Source organism: Crocosphaera sp. UHCC 0190 (assembly GCF_034932065.1).
GTDB lineage: Bacteria > Cyanobacteriota > Cyanobacteriia > Cyanobacteriales > Microcystaceae > UHCC-0190.
This window is the reverse complement of the sequence record NZ_JAYGHP010000001.1, coordinates 541,475-559,158: the sequence shown is the minus strand read 5'-3', so window position 1 is coordinate 559,158 and position 17,684 is coordinate 541,475. Positions and strand designations below refer to the sequence as shown.

At 38.7% G+C, this 17,684-nt stretch carries 22 protein-coding genes; 11 read left to right on the top strand and 11 right to left on the bottom strand.

Annotation, left to right across the window (positions count from 1 at the left end):
* Positions 1-27: 27 nt before the first annotated feature.
* The 3 genes from VB715_RS02775 to VB715_RS02765 all read right to left on the bottom strand — a co-directional run bounded on the left by VB715_RS02775 (position 28) and on the right by VB715_RS02765 (position 1,194).
* Positions 28-270 (bottom strand): HypC/HybG/HupF family hydrogenase formation chaperone, encoded by a 243-nt coding sequence (locus VB715_RS02775; protein WP_323299739.1) that lies wholly within the window; start codon positions 268-270, stop codon positions 28-30.
* A 219-nt stretch (positions 271-489) separates the two neighbouring features.
* The gene (locus VB715_RS02770; protein ID WP_323290677.1) at positions 490-606 is read right to left on the bottom strand and encodes a photosystem I reaction center subunit VIII; all 117 of its coding nucleotides are present in this window, start codon (positions 604-606) and stop codon (positions 490-492) included.
* Positions 607-702: 96 nt separating this feature from the next.
* The gene (locus VB715_RS02765) at positions 703-1,194 is read right to left on the bottom strand and encodes a photosystem I reaction center protein subunit XI (protein ID WP_323299657.1); all 492 of its coding nucleotides are present in this window, start codon (positions 1,192-1,194) and stop codon (positions 703-705) included.
* A 225-nt stretch (positions 1,195-1,419) separates the two neighbouring features.
* Here VB715_RS02765 and VB715_RS02760 point away from each other — a divergent pair, with 225 nt between their 5' ends.
* On the top strand, positions 1,420-1,890 hold the full coding sequence (locus VB715_RS02760) for a photosystem I reaction center subunit XI (RefSeq protein ID WP_323299656.1): 471 nt from the start codon (positions 1,420-1,422) through the stop codon (positions 1,888-1,890).
* 57 nt (positions 1,891-1,947) lie between these two features.
* Positions 1,948-2,712, top strand: a complete 765-nt coding sequence (gene tatC, locus VB715_RS02755) for a twin-arginine translocase subunit TatC (RefSeq protein ID WP_323299738.1) — start codon at positions 1,948-1,950, stop codon at positions 2,710-2,712.
* Positions 2,713-2,717: 5 nt separating this feature from the next.
* Here tatC and VB715_RS02750 read toward each other — a convergent pair whose 3' ends face one another.
* Positions 2,718-3,032, bottom strand: coding sequence for a DUF3067 family protein (locus VB715_RS02750; protein WP_323299655.1), 315 nt, complete (start codon positions 3,030-3,032; stop codon positions 2,718-2,720).
* A 162-nt stretch (positions 3,033-3,194) separates the two neighbouring features.
* Between VB715_RS02750 and VB715_RS02745 the strand changes: the two genes are divergently transcribed.
* On the top strand, positions 3,195-3,518 hold the full coding sequence (locus tag VB715_RS02745; RefSeq protein ID WP_323299654.1) for a hypothetical protein: 324 nt from the start codon (positions 3,195-3,197) through the stop codon (positions 3,516-3,518).
* Here VB715_RS02745 and VB715_RS02740 read toward each other — a convergent pair.
* Complete coding sequence (locus VB715_RS02740; protein WP_323299653.1) at positions 3,515-4,132, bottom strand: molybdenum cofactor guanylyltransferase; 618 nt, start codon at positions 4,130-4,132, stop codon at positions 3,515-3,517. The two genes, VB715_RS02745 and VB715_RS02740, sit on opposite strands and share 4 nt — an antisense overlap.
* A gap of 72 nt (positions 4,133-4,204) precedes the next feature.
* Here VB715_RS02740 and VB715_RS02735 point away from each other — a divergent pair, with 72 nt between their 5' ends.
* Positions 4,205-4,531 carry a hypothetical protein gene (locus VB715_RS02735; RefSeq protein ID WP_323299652.1) on the top strand — a complete coding sequence of 109 codons (327 nt, stop codon included), beginning with the start codon at positions 4,205-4,207 and terminating at the stop codon, positions 4,529-4,531.
* Positions 4,532-4,647: 116 nt separating this feature from the next.
* Here VB715_RS02735 and VB715_RS02730 read toward each other — a convergent pair whose 3' ends face one another.
* Complete coding sequence (locus tag VB715_RS02730; protein WP_323299651.1) at positions 4,648-4,824, bottom strand: NblA/ycf18 family protein; 177 nt, start codon at positions 4,822-4,824, stop codon at positions 4,648-4,650.
* Between the two features lie 53 nt (positions 4,825-4,877).
* The gene (locus VB715_RS02725) at positions 4,878-5,042 is read right to left on the bottom strand and encodes an NblA/ycf18 family protein (RefSeq protein ID WP_323299650.1); all 165 of its coding nucleotides are present in this window, start codon (positions 5,040-5,042) and stop codon (positions 4,878-4,880) included.
* Positions 5,043-5,636: 594 nt separating this feature from the next.
* Between VB715_RS02725 and VB715_RS02720 the strand changes: the two genes are divergently transcribed.
* Together VB715_RS02720 and rpiA are read left to right on the top strand one after the other, a co-directional pair.
* A complete protein-coding gene (locus VB715_RS02720; RefSeq protein WP_323299649.1) occupies positions 5,637-6,116 on the top strand; it encodes an RNA-binding protein in 480 nt (159 codons plus the stop codon).
* 122 nt (positions 6,117-6,238) lie between these two features.
* Complete coding sequence (gene rpiA, locus VB715_RS02715; RefSeq protein ID WP_323299648.1) at positions 6,239-6,946, top strand: ribose-5-phosphate isomerase RpiA; 708 nt, start codon at positions 6,239-6,241, stop codon at positions 6,944-6,946.
* Between the two features lie 102 nt (positions 6,947-7,048).
* Here the strand turns inward: rpiA and VB715_RS02710 are convergent, their stop codons facing one another.
* Complete coding sequence (locus VB715_RS02710) at positions 7,049-7,342, bottom strand: hypothetical protein (protein ID WP_416336897.1); 294 nt, start codon at positions 7,340-7,342, stop codon at positions 7,049-7,051.
* Positions 7,343-7,766: 424 nt separating this feature from the next.
* On the opposite strand from VB715_RS02710, the gene VB715_RS02705 reads away from it, so the two are divergent.
* The 3 genes from VB715_RS02705 (at position 7,767) to VB715_RS02695 (ending at position 10,758) form a co-directional block, all read left to right on the top strand.
* Entirely contained in the window at positions 7,767-9,614 is a 1,848-nt protein-coding gene (locus tag VB715_RS02705; protein ID WP_323299646.1) for a polysaccharide deacetylase family protein, read from the top strand.
* A 223-nt stretch (positions 9,615-9,837) separates the two neighbouring features.
* Positions 9,838-10,275, top strand: a complete 438-nt coding sequence (locus tag VB715_RS02700; protein WP_323299645.1) for a DUF6932 family protein — start codon at positions 9,838-9,840, stop codon at positions 10,273-10,275.
* 42 nt (positions 10,276-10,317) lie between these two features.
* Positions 10,318-10,758, top strand: coding sequence for a helix-turn-helix transcriptional regulator (locus VB715_RS02695; protein ID WP_323290694.1), 441 nt, complete (start codon positions 10,318-10,320; stop codon positions 10,756-10,758).
* Between the two features lie 97 nt (positions 10,759-10,855).
* On the opposite strand, the gene VB715_RS02690 is transcribed toward VB715_RS02695, so the two are convergent.
* The 3 genes from VB715_RS02690 to VB715_RS02680 all read right to left on the bottom strand — a co-directional run bounded on the left by VB715_RS02690 (position 10,856) and on the right by VB715_RS02680 (position 15,210).
* On the bottom strand, positions 10,856-11,641 hold the full coding sequence (locus VB715_RS02690) for a class I SAM-dependent methyltransferase (protein ID WP_323299644.1): 786 nt from the start codon (positions 11,639-11,641) through the stop codon (positions 10,856-10,858).
* The gene (gene aroC, locus VB715_RS02685) at positions 11,634-12,734 is read right to left on the bottom strand and encodes a chorismate synthase (protein ID WP_323299643.1); all 1,101 of its coding nucleotides are present in this window, start codon (positions 12,732-12,734) and stop codon (positions 11,634-11,636) included. The genes VB715_RS02690 and aroC overlap by 8 nt, the downstream gene beginning before the upstream one ends.
* Before the next feature lie 79 nt (positions 12,735-12,813).
* A complete protein-coding gene (locus VB715_RS02680; RefSeq protein ID WP_323299642.1) occupies positions 12,814-15,210 on the bottom strand; it encodes an ATP-binding cassette domain-containing protein in 2,397 nt (798 codons plus the stop codon).
* A 158-nt stretch (positions 15,211-15,368) separates the two neighbouring features.
* On the opposite strand from VB715_RS02680, the gene sir reads away from it, so the two are divergent.
* Entirely contained in the window at positions 15,369-17,294 is a 1,926-nt protein-coding gene (gene sir, locus VB715_RS02675) for a sulfite reductase, ferredoxin dependent (protein WP_323299641.1), read from the top strand.
* Between the two features lie 180 nt (positions 17,295-17,474).
* Entirely contained in the window at positions 17,475-17,654 is a 180-nt protein-coding gene (locus VB715_RS02670; protein ID WP_323299737.1) for a hypothetical protein, read from the top strand.
* Positions 17,655-17,684 lie beyond the last annotated feature (30 nt).

Genomic DNA, 17,684 nt, shown 5'->3' with positions numbered 1-17,684 from the left:
CAGTTTCCACTTAAATCAATTTATTTATTAGGATTGACTTAAGATAGCTTCCATTTCTCTAAATTCTGCCAAACTTTGTTCCGCTGCTTCTTCATCTAAAATACTTAAAGCAAAGCCCACATGAACAATCACATAATCCCCAATTTTCACATCAGGAACATAAGCTAAACTCACTTCTTTAATTACGCCCCCAAAACTAACTTTCCCCTTTTTTAGCAAAGGTTCATCCCCACTAATACTCACGACTTTTCCAGGAACCGCTAAACACATTTTTCTTATTTCCTCAAATTTATCGCCGAGTCTTACCTTATTCTTGTAACACAATTCTTCAAAAAAAACTGTATTAAAAGAATCTATCATTGTATTTTTAACGAGTTGTTAAGATTTAAAAAATAAGGCTCCACTTAAAATCTTAAGTGAAGCCATCTAAGAGATGGAGAAAATTATGTTAAAGAATAAAAAATTCCTAATTCTCCATGTTTTGTCGAGTTAAGCATCCTGTTCAATGTAGATAAACAAAAGCCCCATGACAACAAGTGGCATCAGCCAGGTGATGGTGGGAATTAAAATCCAAGGTAAGTAAGACGCTGCATAAGCACCAGTCATGTGATTATTCTCCTGTGAGTTTTCTTTTGAATTTGGTCAAGAACTTTTTCAAAAATTTGAAACAACGACAACCGAATTAGCCAGTTTCCAGGTATTTTAGTTAACTAAGCCACGGAAAATCGCATCAATGGTAGAAAACTTGTCAAGCAAGAAATAGGCCATAAAGGCACTGCCTGTACCACCAAGGAAAAATCCGCTGGCAAATAGATTCCAACCTTCAGAGGTTTGCATGGCATCGGTTTCGGGAGCGCATTCAGTGGCACTCTTGAGAGAGACTAAACCATGAGCATTGAGTCCAATGGTACCGATGATCACGATCGCAATAGCGGTTAATAATGCAGCAAGATAGGGATCGGCAGCAAAATCACGATTAGTCCCAAAAACAACTTCGGGCCCAACCAAGAAATAACCGTGAGCAAGTCCCACTTCTAAACCACGCCCTAGGGGGGAGAGTCCTTTGCGATAGATGGGAAGATTATAAATGAATGCTCTTGTAAAGCCAGAGTCAGAAATGGGGGTTGATAAATGACCAGTAAAAGGGTCATCATTGTATGCCTTGACCATCTGGGTGTATCCAGTTTCTGCCATTTTTCTTGAGTCCTCCTGATTTTTGTGAATAGGATGCTTGACTTGTAAGATTACATTTTAGGGAAGAAGGCGCAAGCCAATGTTAAATTTAGCCTTAACGTTAAAAAAATTTATGAATATTTGTATCTAAGTAAAGATTCTTTACATTTTGCCCCTAATTGTCCCAACAAAAGAGGTAGAGTTAAGAATTGGTAAGCACTCGTCACAATCAAGATATTTATTACGATGGATATAATTGGACATGGGGGTGATCCTCAAGTTGGCAACCTAGCCACCCCTGTTAATGCTTCAGGGTTGTCTCTGGCTTATATTAGAAATCTCCCGGCCTATCGTCAGGGTTTATCCCCTAACCGTCGTGGTTTAGAAATTGGTATGGCTCATGGTTATTTTCTCTATGGCCCCTTTGCTTGGTTAGGCCCCCTACGTCATACAGAATATGGTAATACGGCTGGTTTATTGGCAGCAATTGGTCTTGTCTGTATTTTAACTATTGCCCTCTCTCTTTACGCCGCTGTGGGGGTTGGTCAACCGATCGCTACTTTGACGACACCGAAACCCCCTGAAGACTGGGGAACTGAAATTGGTTGGAGTGAATTTGCCAATGGTTTTTTGATTGGCGGCTGTGGTGGCGCACTTTTTGCCTATTTTCTCGGCCAAACTCCTTTAATTGACCTATTACCAAAGATTGTGGGTTAGAGAAAACAGGTGGGAAATTTCCTACAATGGTCAATGGTAAACGCGATCGCAAATCCTATGACAACAACTAAGACAGAAACCCACGCTCAAGAAGACAAGGAACCCTTTCTTGATGAAATTCCTGATGAACTAGAGATGTCTCTATTTGATCATCTCGACGAACTACGAATGCGGATTTTTTATGGTTTAATTGCGGTTGTCATAGGAATGATCGGTTGTTTTATTGTCGTCAAACCTTTAGTAAAATGGTTACAAGTCCCCGCCCAAGGGGTCAAATTTTTACAACTTGCCCCTGGGGAATTCTTTTTTGTTTCGATCAAAGTCGCAGGTTATAGTGGGTTATTAATCGCTAGTCCTTTCATTCTTTATCAAGTTATTCAGTTTGTTTTACCAGGGTTAACTCGTCGTGAACGTGGGTTATTAGGCCCTGTTGTTTTAGGCTCAAGTGTCCTGTTTTTTGCGGGAATTGGCTTTTCTTATTGGGCATTAATTCCAGCCGCGTTAAACTTTTTTATTACTTATGGGGCTGATGTTGTTGAACAAGCTTGGTCGATTGATAGTTATTTTGAATTTGTTTTATTATTAATGTTTAGTACGGGAATTGCCTTTCAAATTCCGGTGGTTCAATTAATCTTAGGAAATTTAGGCATTGTCTCATCAGAACAGATGTTAAAGGGGTGGCGTATCGTTGTTTTAGGAGCAGTTATTTTAGGAGCGGTTTTAACCCCATCAACCGATCCCTTGACTCAATCTTTATTAGCAGGGGCGGTATTAGGATTATATTTTGGGGGCGTTGGTATGGTAAAATTAAGCGGTAAATAATATTATTAATCATCTAAAATCCATTCAGAGCTTTTTTCTCCCAAGTCAAGAGGAATACTAACCGCTTTTCCTAAACGGGGACGCTCATTCGTAGTTTCTAAATAAGCTTTGATTTGTTCTAAACTTCCCCAAGCAGTTAAATAATTAGCGATCGCATTGAGATGTTCAAAGTATTCTTGTTCAGATAAGGGAAAAGATGCTTGTTCTAGATATTTCCACATGACTTGACAGAAAATTTTCCCCTTGACTCGTCGTAGTTGAATATCATAGGATCTTCCCCATTTACTGTACAAAAGTTCGTGTAATTCCTGGCCTGTCATAATTCCCTTAAGATTTCAAACGTTACAACTCTTTATAGTATAAATTATTGTACTATTTTTTTCATTCGATTAAAATTGGTCATACACAACAAAGTATTTCTGATTTATCTGCTGATCAGTTGCCCTTAGATCAACTCTTATTTTTTACATTAAAACAATAAAATGAAACTAATTGAGTTATTACCATTAAAGGGAAAACAACGACAAACACTGCGTCGAAATTATCAAATTCTACAAGAAGAAGTCAATAAAATCGGGGAAAAATATGAGCAAAAATCTTATCAAGAACTATTAAATAGTGAAGAAAACAATATTATAATCACAATTGCTGATCATCTAGAAATCAGCTTTTTTGTGCAAGTTTATAATGTGCAAAAAGATGGGACACTTTGTATCTGTATTGATGCTAATGGTTTACCGACCTTATTTAGTATTAAGCCATCTTATCAGTTCTACAAACGTCCTGATGGTTCAGTTTATTATTAATAATTATTTATTTTGTTATCTATTTTTAATAAATCAGCCGGAGTGTTGCAATTAAATAAACTATTAGAATCACTAACAGGAAGTTCTTCAACTAACTGATTTTTTAACCATCTTTGAAATGATCGCCCTCCTGAGTCAATAAAGGTTTCTAAGTCCTTTAAACAACAACGGCGATAAAAACCAGATAGGGGTTCCCACCCTTTAGCATGACGGGGTAAACAGGCGATCGCTGTTTCTGAAACCCTTACTAAACAGGTTAACCATTGTTCTATCTCAGAAGGGTTTAAATTGGGCAAATCACAGGCCAACAATAACACCCATTCGGTTCTAATGTATGTCAATGCTTGAGCAAACCCCACTAAAGGCCCTTGGGTGTCTCCTGATAACAAGGTTTCTTGCAACAGATGAGAAGATCGAGGCACGATAGATTGATAACGATCGCTCCAAGGGGTAATAATATAAATAGGCTCAGCATAGGCTTGAATCAGTGTTGCAGTCCGTTGCAGCAAGGGAACGCCCCCAACCTCAAGCAGTGCTTTATCTTGTCCCATACGAGAACTTTTCCCCCCAGCTAAGATAATGGCACTCAGGCTAAGATTAAGAAATGTTTCCATATTTGATAAAAATGTTCGGGGCGATGATTTCCCTTGTTACACTTCTGTTGGGGAATTAATCTCGTTAAACCTATGAACGATGTCGAGCATGACCCATTTCAAGAACAAAAGCTACAAAAACTACAACAAATAATCTGTCTCATCCCTGTAGTCGGTTGGATACCTGCAATCTGGACTGTATCTCGTCATCAGGGAAGTCGTCAAGAATTATCCGCTAGTCGTGCCTCTATTCGACTAACTTTGGTTTGGGCGATCGCCTATAGTTTGTTATGGTTTGCCTCATTACAGGCATCGGAAACCTTAACCTTAAGATTACTCTATTTCAATGGTTTATTGACATCAGGCTACGTTTTGGTTAGTTTAGGGTTCATGTTTCGCGTTTGGCAGAGAAAAAATTAAATCATGAGAAGACTTAGTCAATGGGTTGACCCCCCGACACCCCTTTGCCCCTCTTCCTTGGCGCCTAAAATGTCTAGAAGCTTGGCACGAGATGGAGAGCGTCTAATCCCCAGAAATTAGAATAAGGAATTTTTCATCAAATCTCTGATAAGATTATCTCGGGCCATGATTTGCTGCATGGTATCGAGTAAATAGTTGATGACTTGTTCCCGTTCGAGATTTTGGAACTCTTGTTGTAAACATTGCAGTTCAAACTGTTGTTCTAACGATAATTCAAAGACTGTTGCGTCCATGATGACCTCCGTAACTGTAATGATAGGTGGTGATATTTAACTCAGGAATAGCCCTATTTGGCTAACTTACGAACAACGTTGGTTTTAATCATCAGGAGTCGTGAAGCCTGAAGCAAAAGTTCAATGGCTTGTTCCCGACTCATGTTGATGGCAGCATCACTCATGCGTTTCATTTCAAATTGTTGTTCTAAGCTTAGATCACGAGATTTCGGTTCCATAATGACTCCTTCAAGAAATACAAAGGGTTTCAGATGCTCTAGAGGGGCTTAACTTCTCTATTGTTTCTGAATATCAAGTAATGTAACAAAGATTTGACAGAATGTCTACCTTATGTATAATCAATTCTAACAAATCCCTTTCCGGTAAGGTTCTCCACTACTATTTAGATTACCCAGATCCATGAGATGAATAAGCATATAACATCATTTTTAGCAAGTCTTTTGCGAAAAAGTTGCTCAAAGTGAACAAAAGTTAGGGGGTATACAGGGAAAGCATTAAAAAATCCTCATAATTATTTGACGAATCGTCTATACAATCTGTAATAATCTAAGAGGGCAGTATCAGTTCAATCCATCTCAATCGGCAGAACTGGAAAAAGCCGAGTCTCAATGATTACACTCACGCCACTAGCATCGTTAAGGGAAAGTCAATTTTGACAGCAGCAGCCAATATTGCTAAAACAAATATCTGTGATCAAGCAATGATGTCCTTGGGCGGTTATTTGCCTAGTGCAAAGCAAACTCAATCACTCATGGCTTGCTGCTGGCGGGTTAACCAAGTTTTTTTCAACTCAATTACCGGAGGTATATCTAATGCCCATTCGTCTATATGTTGGTAACTTACCCAAAGAAAACATCGAACGCCAAGCTCTACAAGATTTATTTGTAGATGCGGGGGAAATCATGTCGATCAAAGTGATCAAAGATCGCAAAACGGGCAAATGTCGGGGATTTGCTTTTGTCACCGTGGCCACTGATGAAATGGCTGATGATTTTATTGCAAAATACAATGATCAGCCTTTTATGGAGAGTCCCCTAAAAATAGAAAAAGCCTTACCTCGTGCCAAAGGGAAAGAAGATGAAGAATCTACCCCAACAACCAGCACCGCACCTGCTCCCACCCCTAAACCAGCAGCGGCCAAAAAAGGTGGCGGTAGCGGCGGCAAAAAACGCGGCGATCGCAGTCAAAAAGCCCATCAAAGTTCTAGCAACGAAGGCTTTCAACCCGATCCCCGTTGGGCGGATGAGTTAACAAAGCTGAAAGAAATGCTGACAGCGGCTTCTAATAACTAAGGGATGGAAAAAAAGATAAGGGATGGATTATTTAGCCAGAGATAGTTGATCAAAGGCTGACTCATCCCCTATTCTTATTTCTGGAAAGTGAAATTTCACCAAATCGTTGATTATTAAGGAGCATGGGAATGTCAGATCCAGTTGTGATTATGAAACAAGAGGTAGGAAAAGCTGCCGCCGATCGCGTTAAGTCTAATTCAGTTGTCGGCTTAGGCACAGGCTCCACTACTGCCTATGCTATTCAATATATTGGTGAGCGTCTACAATCAGGGGAACTCAAGAATATTGTGGGTGTTACCACCTCGTTTCAGGCCGAAGTATTAGCTCGAAAATATAATATTCCCTTAAGCACTTTAGATGTGGTGGATCGTATTGATATTGCTATTGATGGGGCCGATGAAGTTGATCCCCAAAAAAACTTAATTAAGGGGGGTGGGGCGGCCCATACTCAAGAGAAAATTGTTGATAGCTTGGCTGAGCAGTTTATTGTGGTTGTAGATGCTAATAAACTGGTGGATAAGCTAGGGTCAACCTTTTTGTTACCCGTAGAAGTCATTCCCAAAGCGGTTGTGCCTGTGATGCGAAAATTAGCACAACTGGGGGGTAAACCAGAGTTACGCATGGGGGTGAGAAAAGCGGGCCCCGTTGTGACGGATCAAGGTAATCTTGTCATTGATGTGAAGTTTGACAGTATTGATGATCCTGCTAGTCTAGAACAAACCATTAACAATATTCCTGGGGTTCTGGAAAATGGCTTATTTGTGGGAGTTGCCGATGTCGTCTTAGTGGGAGAAATTATTGATAATAAGCCAGTTGTACGGGAACTGTAACAATCTCTCGTCAATAATTTAGCTGAGGGGACAATTTTTTCCTTGTCCTCTTTTTTGTCTGGTCAGAAGTTCCAATGACTGATTCCTTGTTCAACCTGAAACCTATTGGCCACGGACATCTTGATAGAGACAGAAGTTAAAGACATCAAAGAGGCCGCCAACCATACCACAAGTTATGCCAATGGTTAACACTCCTTGAACGGGGTATCCATCACCAAAGACTGAAAGAAAGGACAAAATTTGATCCTCTCCAATTTGGCCCACCAAAGCAATACCTGGAACGTAACTAACCGCTAGCAGTGTCCCTAAGACACCTCCTAGTAAAAGTACAGGGGTAACAAAGCTCAGTAACACGCTTAGGAATAGGGAACGAAATAAATTAGACACAGTGGTCATCTCCCAATTAGTACAGAAGAACGATCTTTCTATAAAATCAATCGCGCTTGTTCTTCTTTTACAATATGTCCAATTCGTTTGTCCAGAGCCGATTGTCACAAAATCTTAAAAGTTTATTAAAAAACTTGATAAAAGTCTGTTACATGATATGAACAAAAGGCAAGAATGCTACATTTGGTCAACCTACTCGGACAAAATGTTAATTTTTGTGAACTTTTTCAATGTAGTGTAAACTTGACATGGTTTACATAAAGATTGTTCTCCAACTATTCGTCAGGAGGAATTTTATTAAGAATTTTAGTATATTGTCATTTAGACTCACGAAGAAGACTAATATAGCAAAAATTTTTGAAAGTCCTAAAATTGTCTAGGAATTTTTAACAATTTACTTAACTCCCTCATTCTTATCTTTCAGACAACGCTTATGTTTTCCTCGTCTTCACAATGGCTTCATTTCAAATCAGCATTATGCTGTGGTAGTGGTGTGCTTATGGCCGTTTATGGTCTGATTACCGTCCAATCTGTTTATGGCGATAATTCCACCGAATACCAGACCTTAGAGACAACTGAGGTCAAACGTTCTATAAAATGTCAGTCTCCCGATGTTGAATTAGCTTCTGAGGCGAGCAGTTTGGGACTAGGGGTCAAAAATATGATCAATACTGGTCAAACCCCTTCCTTAGCTCTAGAAAACTGTTTAAACGGGGTTATTCCTCTAGAAAATGGGGCAACCACACAGAAAATAATTGTTTCACCCGTCACCTTTCCTGAGTTGTGGAAAATAGCTTCAACTGCCAGTAATACCGTTGAGACACCCTTTCCGAATATTCATCCGACTGCGAGAGGGGCCAAAGTTCCCATTTTCATGTATCACGATATTTTGCCTCGGAAGGAAGTCTTTTTTGATGTTACCCCCGAAGAATTAGAAGCCCATTTTAAATATATTCAAGAACAGGGACTAACCCCAATTAGTATTGATTTATTATTAGACCATTTACAAAAAGGCGTTCCTTTACCCGATAAACCTATTTTATTAAGCTTTGATGATGGCTATGGGGGACATTATAAATATGTTTATCCGTTGCTCAAAAAATACGGTTATTCGGCGGTTTTTTCGGTTTACGTTACTAAGATGGATGGAAAAACTGCCCGCTCTAGTTTAACCTGGGAGCAATTAAAAGAAATGGCGGCCGACCCCTTAGTAACCATTGCTTCTCATACGGTTACTCATCCCAGAGATTTACGAGAATTATCAGATGATGAATTATTTAAGGAAATCATCACCTCTAAAGAGACGTTTGAGCAAAAATTAGGCATCCCCATTAAATATTTTACTTATCCTGAAGGAAAGTATGATGCTAGGGTAAAACAATGGACAATGGCCGCAGGTTATAAAATGGCTTTGTCTATGGATGATAATCAAGAAATTTTTGCGGGCCAATCTCCTGATTTATTAAGCATTGGACGGTTTGGCCAATCACAATTAACCGTCATTGCTCAAGAAGCTTGGGGTGGTTATCCTGGGCCAAAAGAAGATGGGGGATTTGATTTTACCATGGAAATTAGTAAGCGAGATCATACCATTGATGGCATTAATTTAATGGTTATTAATGGCGGAAAACCTGGGACTATTCACGCAGATAGCCGTTATCAAGTACCAGAAATCATGGCAGGAACAGAGGCGATCGCAGCAGTTGATGGGGCGTTTTTCTCATTAAAATATCTTGATTCCAATGTAATGATTGGCCCTGTAATGAGTCAAGGGGGAGAATTTGTTCCTGGGAATGCCAGTGAAAACCCAAGATTGAATGGTAGACCATTAGTTTTAATCACTGATAAATGGGTTAAATTTGTGCCATTTGATGCGGAAATTCATAACACTTGGAAAGAGGTTCAAGGGGAATCTCATGACGGGGAATTAATCACAGATGCCTTTGTTGGGGCTGCTTGGTTAGTGAGAGATTCTCAGGCACAATCTTATGAAAGTTTTGGCAATTTATTTGATTTTTATGTTCCCAGACATCGCGCTTTTTGGGGCATACATCAATCAGGACAACCGATGATTGGTGTGTCAAAAGATCCCGTTGATTCGATACAATTAGGGCAAATTTTACAGAAATTAGGGTTTCGAGATGCCATTATGTTAGATTCTGGTGCGAGTACATCTTTGGCCTTTGAAGGACAATCTGTGGTAGAATATACTCCCCGTCCTGTTCCTCATGTGGTGGTGTTATTTCCCGCCTTATCTGCACTTTTAGAAACTAAGAAATAAGTAGATAGAAATTAAGCAAATTTTAGAGATTAATTTTCCATTAATTTACTAAAAATCATAGAACAAAATCTGTAGGTGGGCAATGCCCACCCTACCTTTATTTATAACAATCTACTTAACTATGCTAGTGATACAACAAAAAAGTTGTGTTAAAATGGAATTTAAGTTATTTTTTCAGTACAAAACTATTAGTTTTTACCCTTAGTCCTATGTGTAAATTTGAATGTCTATTCCAAAATTTGAGAAAAACGGCAATTTACCCGCCGGAATTCATCTTGCTACCTGGCAAGAAGTTGAAGATATTTTAGGCTTTGGTAAACGTCGTCAAAAGCTTATCGCAGGAATAAAAATGGCTTGTGAACCTTTAAAAAATGCTGGCTGTCGTAAAATTTATATCGGTGGCAGTTTTGCAACTAGTAAAAGATGGCCACAAGATTTTGATATCTGTTGGGATGAGGAAGACGTTAACCTGGTACTTTTAAACAGTTTAGAACCCATTTTATGGGGAAATAGAGTTAACCGCGCTGCTCAAAAAAGTAAGTATGGTGGTGAACTTTTTCCAGCTAGTATGATAGCTGATGAATTGGGTCAGACTTATCTAGAATTTTTTCAAAAAGATAGGAATGGTAACAAAAAAGGAATAATTCAGTTTAATCTCTAGCCCAAAAATATATACTCGTAAGGCTAAAAGCTATGTACTTCTATGATTTGCAATGAACGCCAATATGGTATTACAAAAAAAAGAATTAGGGAATTCGAGCTAAAAACAGCCGAATTAAAAAGTCGTTCATTTTCTGATAATGATGAAAATGAAAAATTGCGTTATGAATTATATCTTAATAACTTCGAGAGTACCCTGGAAGAATTACAAGAGGAGGTACAAGAATATGAAGCATTAAAAAGCGGAAAAATTCAACAATTGTTTTTAGATGAATTCAGTAAATTACCCGAAGCACTGATTAAAGCGAGAATTGCTAAAGGACTAACCCAAGAACAGTTAGCAGAATCTTTAGACCTTAAACCGCAGCAAATTCAGCGTTATGAAGCTACTTTTTATGAGAGTGCTAGTTTTTATCGAATTTTAGAAGTAATGGATGCTCTCAATATTAAAATTAAACAGGAGATTATTTTAAAAAAGATATAGTCTAATTTTTTGTAGGGACAAGGCATGAGCAAATTTTCTGGTTAAACTATCTTCTTATTATTGCCTTGTTCCCAAAGTTTTCTTAAATTTCTTCTAATTACTTAATCAAACATAAATAATAAAGCCACATATCAATATTAGAATCGAGATCCTGTTGATTCATAATTTCTTGACCAGTTTTCCAAGAATAAACTTTGATGTCACTAAAGACTGTTTGCAGTTGTTTAATTTGTTCTATTGGTCTAATATAATAAGTTTTTAGCCGAAAATTATGGGATTCATCCCGAATAATAGCATAGGGAGAATTCTGTAATTGTTGATAAGTCAGAGAAGAATTAAAAAAACGTAGAAACCCAAACATAACTAGATTAACATAGGTGCTTATAGGATTTATATTAAGGCGTTTTCGCCAATTAAATTCTCGTTCAATTCCTTGAAGATTATGGGTAGAAAATAAGAAATAGCCCCTAGTTTTCCCTACCCTACTAATTTCTTGAAACACTTGCAATCTCTCAGTATGGGATATATAATCAATGCCATTAAAACTAAATAAAATAAAGTCGAAGTAATTATCATTAAATCGACTGAGATCCCTAGCATCTCCTACTTCTAATAAAATTGAGGAATCATTAGAAAACCTCTGCTGACAAGCGGCAATCATTTCAGCAGAATAATCAATCCCAATATATTGCTTAACCAACCTAGCAAAGTATTTTGTTGTTCGTCCTCCTCCTACTCCAATATCTAGCATTTTCATACTGGATAATTGCCCTTTAAGAAGGTTTAAAATGGTTGCTTCAGCAGGTTGTAGTTGGCTTAATTGTGCATAATAATTAACAATATGACTGGATTGATAAGTGGTTTGATTGGTATCATTAATCATTAACACCTAAAACTCCACATTGTCCCTGCAAACGTAATAAGTGATCACATAAAACTAAGGCAATCATTGCTTCTACCATCGGAACTGCTCTAGGTAAAACACAGGGATCATGTCTTCCTTTTGCCGCTAAAGTAGTTTCTTCTTTATCAGAAGTTACAGTTTTTTGTTCTTTGCCAATGGTTGCCGTGGGTTTAAAAGCAACACGAATAATGATATTTTCTCCGTTGCTAATACCCCCTTGAATGCCTCCAGATCGATTCGTTGTAGTGCGAATTTCTCCGTTATCATCAATATAAAATTCGTCGTTATGTTCACTTCCAGTTAATAGTGTTCCGTCAAACCCTGAGCCAATTTCAAACCCTTTACTAGCAGGTAAAGACATCACTGCTTTGGCTAAATCTGCCTCTAATTTATCAAAAACAGGTTCACCCAGTCCTCTCGGAACATTGCGGGCCACACATTCAACTATACCGCCAATCGAGTCCTTATCCCGTCGAATCTTATCAATAAAATCAATCATTTTTTCGGCAGTTTCTGAATCAGGACATCTAACAATATTACTTTCAACTTGTTCTAGGGTAACAACATTAGGATCAATGATTCCTTCGATGTCTTTGATGCGTTTTACATAGCCAATAATTTCAACATTAGCGACTTGTTTAAGAATTTTTTTTGCAATTGCCCCTGCGGCAACTCTACCAATGGTTTCTCTCGCAGAAGATCGCCCCCCTCCTTGCCAGTTTCTGATGCCATATTTGGCCTCATAGGTTGCGTCTGCATGGGAAGGACGAAATTTAACGGCCATTTCATCATAATCTTGCGATCTCGCGTCTTTATTGCGGACTAAAACTGCGATCGGAGTTCCCAAGGTTTTCCCTTCAAAGACACCAGAAATAATCTCACAGGTGTCCGTTTCTCGACGGGGTGTGGTAATCTTACTTTGTCCAGGACGACGGCGATCTAAGTCTATTTGAATGTCTGCTTCTGATATTTCTAAACGGGGGGGACAACCATCAATAACAACACCCACTCCTCCCCCATGAGATTCCCCAAAGGTGGTAATACGAAATAGATGGCCAAAGCTGTTACCCATATCTTTATGTTAATCCTAATAATTATCTTCTTATAGTGTAGCATTTTAGGGAATATTTTTGACATTTAATTCTTCTTTTTCATAAAATATCTTTACGTTTCTGAATAATATAAGTAACGCCCCAATAAATTAAACTATGTAATAATAATAGTCCCCAATTAAGTAATAAATTTTTCAAGTTTGCTTCATAAACCTCTACCGGGATATCAGGAACAGAAGTTTGACTAATCATAGAAATTTTAGGGATCATTGCTTCAATGTTTACTAAACTTCCTAAGGCACCAACTGACCAACGACTAATCATTAACCAGGAGAAAATTTTACCGATTCCTGTCATTTTAAATAAAACGCCTGAGAAAATAATTTGAGGTAGGAGTATCAGGGGTAAAAAGGTGTTTGCTTGGGTAACATTTTTAACTAGAGAGGAAACCATTATACCTAAACTAATCGTTGCAAATAGAGTTAAAAAAACTGTCATTTCTAATCCAGAAAGCCAGTTAAAAACTTGATTGTCTGGAGATTTAAAAAAGATTAATATTGTTAGGGAGATCAATAAACTTTGGAGAATTGCTAAGCCACCTAAAATAGTTGCTTTTGAGCCTAAATAGGCCCAGATTCCTAAATTAACTAATCGTTCCCGTTGATAGATTTTTGCTTCTTTGATAATTTCTTGTAAAGAACTGCCTAACCCTACCCAAATTGCTGCACAGGTAAAAACAAAGAGAACTTTTAAGGATAATGTGGCTAAAACTGGATCATTATCATCTGTAGAAATAAAGGGAATTTTTTCCGCTAAAGCGAGTCTCATGAAAATAATTCCTAAAGGGGCAATTACTAAAGATAAGACTAAATTAAGGGGATCTCTTGATAGTAATTTAACATAACGTTGGGACAAAATTGATAATTGTTGCCAGAGCGATCGCCTAACTTTTTTCGGGGGAGAATTACTGATACTTGAAGCTTGAACGTCGGGGAGATAATTGCTAATATAAGTTTGATAAAAATGATTGTTATTATTGTTAAATCTTTGGGATTCTTGGATAACCGTATTTTGCTCTTCAAGATGAATATAAATATCAGAAAAATCTTGATTTTTGAGATTAAAAAATTGGGTAGCTTCTTGGGGAGGTCCAAAGTAACAAAGATAACCTCCTTTACCGAGAAAAGCTAAGCGATCACACAAATTAATATTTAGGGTTGTATGGGTAACTAAAATAATTGTTCTCCCTTCATCTGCTAAATTGCTTAATAGTTTCATCATCTTTTTATCTAACCCTGGATCAAGTCCTGATGTGGGTTCATCCAAAAAGAAAAGTTTTGGATCAGCGAGTAATTCTACCCCAATACTTACCCGCTTTAGTTGACCTCCACTTAAGGCTTTTACTAGGGTATTTTGACGCTCAACTAAGTCAATTTGTTTTAAGGTTTTTTCCACTTCTTGAGTGATATCAACATCAAGAGGTAAGCGTAATTTCGCTCCATAATATAAAACTTCTTGAACGGTTAAATTTTGATGTACAATATCATATTGAGGGACATAACCAATCAAAGTTCGATAAATATTAAAGTTTTTTCGTAGATCCTCGCCATTTAATTCAACCACTCCATTTTGTATCGGTTCAATGCCTAATAATGTACGAAGTAAAGTTGATTTTCCGGCCCCACTTCCCCCCACTAATGCCACAAATTGGCCCGGTTCAATGGGAAAGGAAATATCCTGTAATAACTGAATATCTTGTCCTTCTTTTCCTTTAACAATTCGTTGCAGATTTTTGGCATCAAGCCGAATATTATTCCCCCGATCTGCGACAATTAAATTATCACCTTGTAAAATCAAAGTATAAGGGCCAATACGAATCCTTGCCCCTGGAGGAAGTAGGGCTTTTCCTGTCACTTTTTGCTCATTGACAAACACCCCATTGGTACTACAATCTGTTAAAATGTATTGTCCTTGAGCATTGCTATCAATAATGGCATGGCGACGGGACACAGTAGGCGCATCTAATTGTAAATTAGCGGCGGGATCTCTGCCTAACTCAACGGACTGATTTTTGAGAGAAATTACATTTTTTTGAGGGAGTTTAATACTTTGGGAAACCGTAGGATTAGAATAAGTAATAACAATATAATTGGCGGGATTTTGTCCGATGGTGATGTCCATACCATCTTGCAGTAACAGTCCTGTCTGTGGGGTAATTAGGGTATTATTAAAAAAGAGACGATTCGTGCTGGCTTTAACTTGGTTTCCATCAAAAATTCGGTACTCATTCCCTTCTTGACAGAAAGAAGCTTGACAACTCCCAATAACCCGCCAAGGATCAAGATCTGGTACGATTAAATCAACTTGATCCGGATCTCTACCTAAACGATGAACCAGACGAATCAAGTCAAACGGGCCCAAAACTTTACCTTGATTACTAATAGTAATTGTAGGATTATGAGTTAAAACTGTCCGAGAGCCTAAAGAGGTATTCATAGATAGAATTAAAAGTCAATCTCAAAGAAGATACTGTCACATTTTTTAAAGGATTAGGTAAACTTAAAAAAGCTAAGATAGAAACTATCACTCAAAATCTGACTGAGTGATTAGCGAGAAAATCTAAATTTATTTATCCCGCATTGAATTTTATTGCAATGGTCAAAACTCCCGTTTCACCAACCCGCAAAGTTTCCAAGCTAGAAGGAATTAAGGAAAGCAGCAACTTTTTAAGAGAGCCGCTAGCAACCCAGCTTTTAGAAGATAGCACCCATTTTACAGAAGATGCCGTTCAAATCCTCAAGTTTCATGGCTCTTATCAACAGGATAACCGAGATAATCGCGTAAAAGGACAAGAAAAAGACTATCAATTTATGTTGCGTACCCGTAACCCAGGAGGGTTTATTCCCGCGCAACTCTATTCAACCCTAGATAGTCTCAGCGATGAGTATGGTAATCATACTCTCAGAGTCACTACCCGTCAGGGCTTTCAGATTCATGGTATTGTCAAGAAAAACTTAAAATCAGCGATCGCCGCCATTGTCAAGGGCATGGGATCAACCATGGGAGCCTGTGGTGATCTTAACCGGAATGTGATGGCTCCGCCAGCCCCCTATAAAAATCGCCCAGAATACCAATACGCTTGGGAATATGCCGATAAAATAGCCGATTTACTGCGACCCCAAACCGAAGCTTACTACGAAATTTGGCTCGATGGGGAAAAAATTATTAGCGCAGAAGAAGCTCCAGAAGTGACCGCAGCGCGGCAAAAAAACGGCACAGGCACCACTTTTAAAGATACACAAGAACCCATCTACGGAGAGCATTATATGCCCCGTAAATTCAAATGTAGCGTCACCGTACCAGGGGATAACTCCATTGACCTCTATACCCATGATGTCAGTTTAGTGGTGATGACGGATGAAGCAGGGGAACTACAAGGGTTTAACATCTTTGCCGGGGGAGGCATGGGACGCACCCACAACAAAGAAGAAACCTTCCCTAGATTAGCCGATCCCTTGGGCTATGTGGCCAAAGAAGATGTTTATGATTTCATGAAAGCCATTGTGGCCACCCAAAGGGACTACGGCGATCGCACCCAACGCCGTCACGCTCGCATGAAATACCTCATAGAAGACTGGGGACTCGATAAATTCCGATCTCAGGTAGAAGACTATTTTGGCAAGCCCTTAGACCCCTTTAAACCCCTGCCTGAGTGGCAATATCAAGACTATTTAGGATGGCATGATCAAGGGGACGGTAAGCTATTTTTAGGCATTTCCGTTGAAAATGGCCGGGTCAAAGATGAGGGAAGCTTACAACTAAAAACCGCCCTTCAGAAAATCACCCAACAGTACAGCCTCCCCATGCGTCTGACGGCGAATCATAACATTATTCTGTATGAAATTGAGCCGAACCACAAAGCCGCCATTAACAGCATTTTGACGGGTTGTGGGATTGTCAGTGATCCCCAAAAAATCGACCCCTTAACCCGTTATTCCATGGCCTGTCCCGCTTTGCCCACCTGTGGCCTAGCGATCGCCGAATCAGAACGGGCTTTACCAGGGATTATTGAGCGAATTCGGGGCTTATTAAATCAATTGGGACTAGAATCCGAAGAAATCGTCATCAGAATGACCGGATGTCCCAACGGTTGCGCCCGCCCCTACATGGCAGAGTTAGGCTTTGTCGGCAGTGCGCCAGGGATGTATCAAATTTGGTTAGGGGGTGATCCCAATCAAACCCAGTTAGCACAGCCCTACGTCGAAAAACTGCCTGATCGGGAGATCGAAAGCTTTTTAGAACCCTTGTTGATGTATTTTAAGCAAGAGAAGATTGAGTCCGAAAGTTTTGGTCAATTTTGCGGTCGGGTAGGATTTGACGCTTTGCGGGTCTTTGCCGATAGTTATACCCCAGAAACAAAGAAAAAACCCCGTAGGATTCGGAAAAATCAGCATCGAGTAAGTATTCCTGATGAAATGTTTACCCGCCTTAAGGAAGCCTCGACAGAAGCAAACCAGCCCATGAATCAGATTGTACAAGAGGCTTTAGAAGCTTATTTTGGACAAAAACAGTCAGATTAGGTAAAACCAATAGTCGGGGCATAATCAATCATGTCCCGACTAATTCATTCTGGCAGAAAAGGGGAAACCTGAGGAGCAAGTTCCTGTAATCTGAAAGACTTGACAGAGGATGAGTTTATAGCTTAATCTCAGCACTAAATTAACCAGCAATCATCAGTTACATTTTAAGGAAAAAAAATGATCATATTGGGTAAAGTTTTAATTTTCATGGCTTTAGGAGTTGTTGTCGCTAAATTTGTGGCTTCTTTATTAGGAAAAGGCGATGTTTCTTGGTTAAATAAGCTTGTTACTGTTATCCTTTCCCTATTTATTAGCTTTGAGTTATATCAAATAAGTCAATTATTATTGGCGAAAATGTAAGCAGAAACTTAAATTTAATGAAAGGGTTGA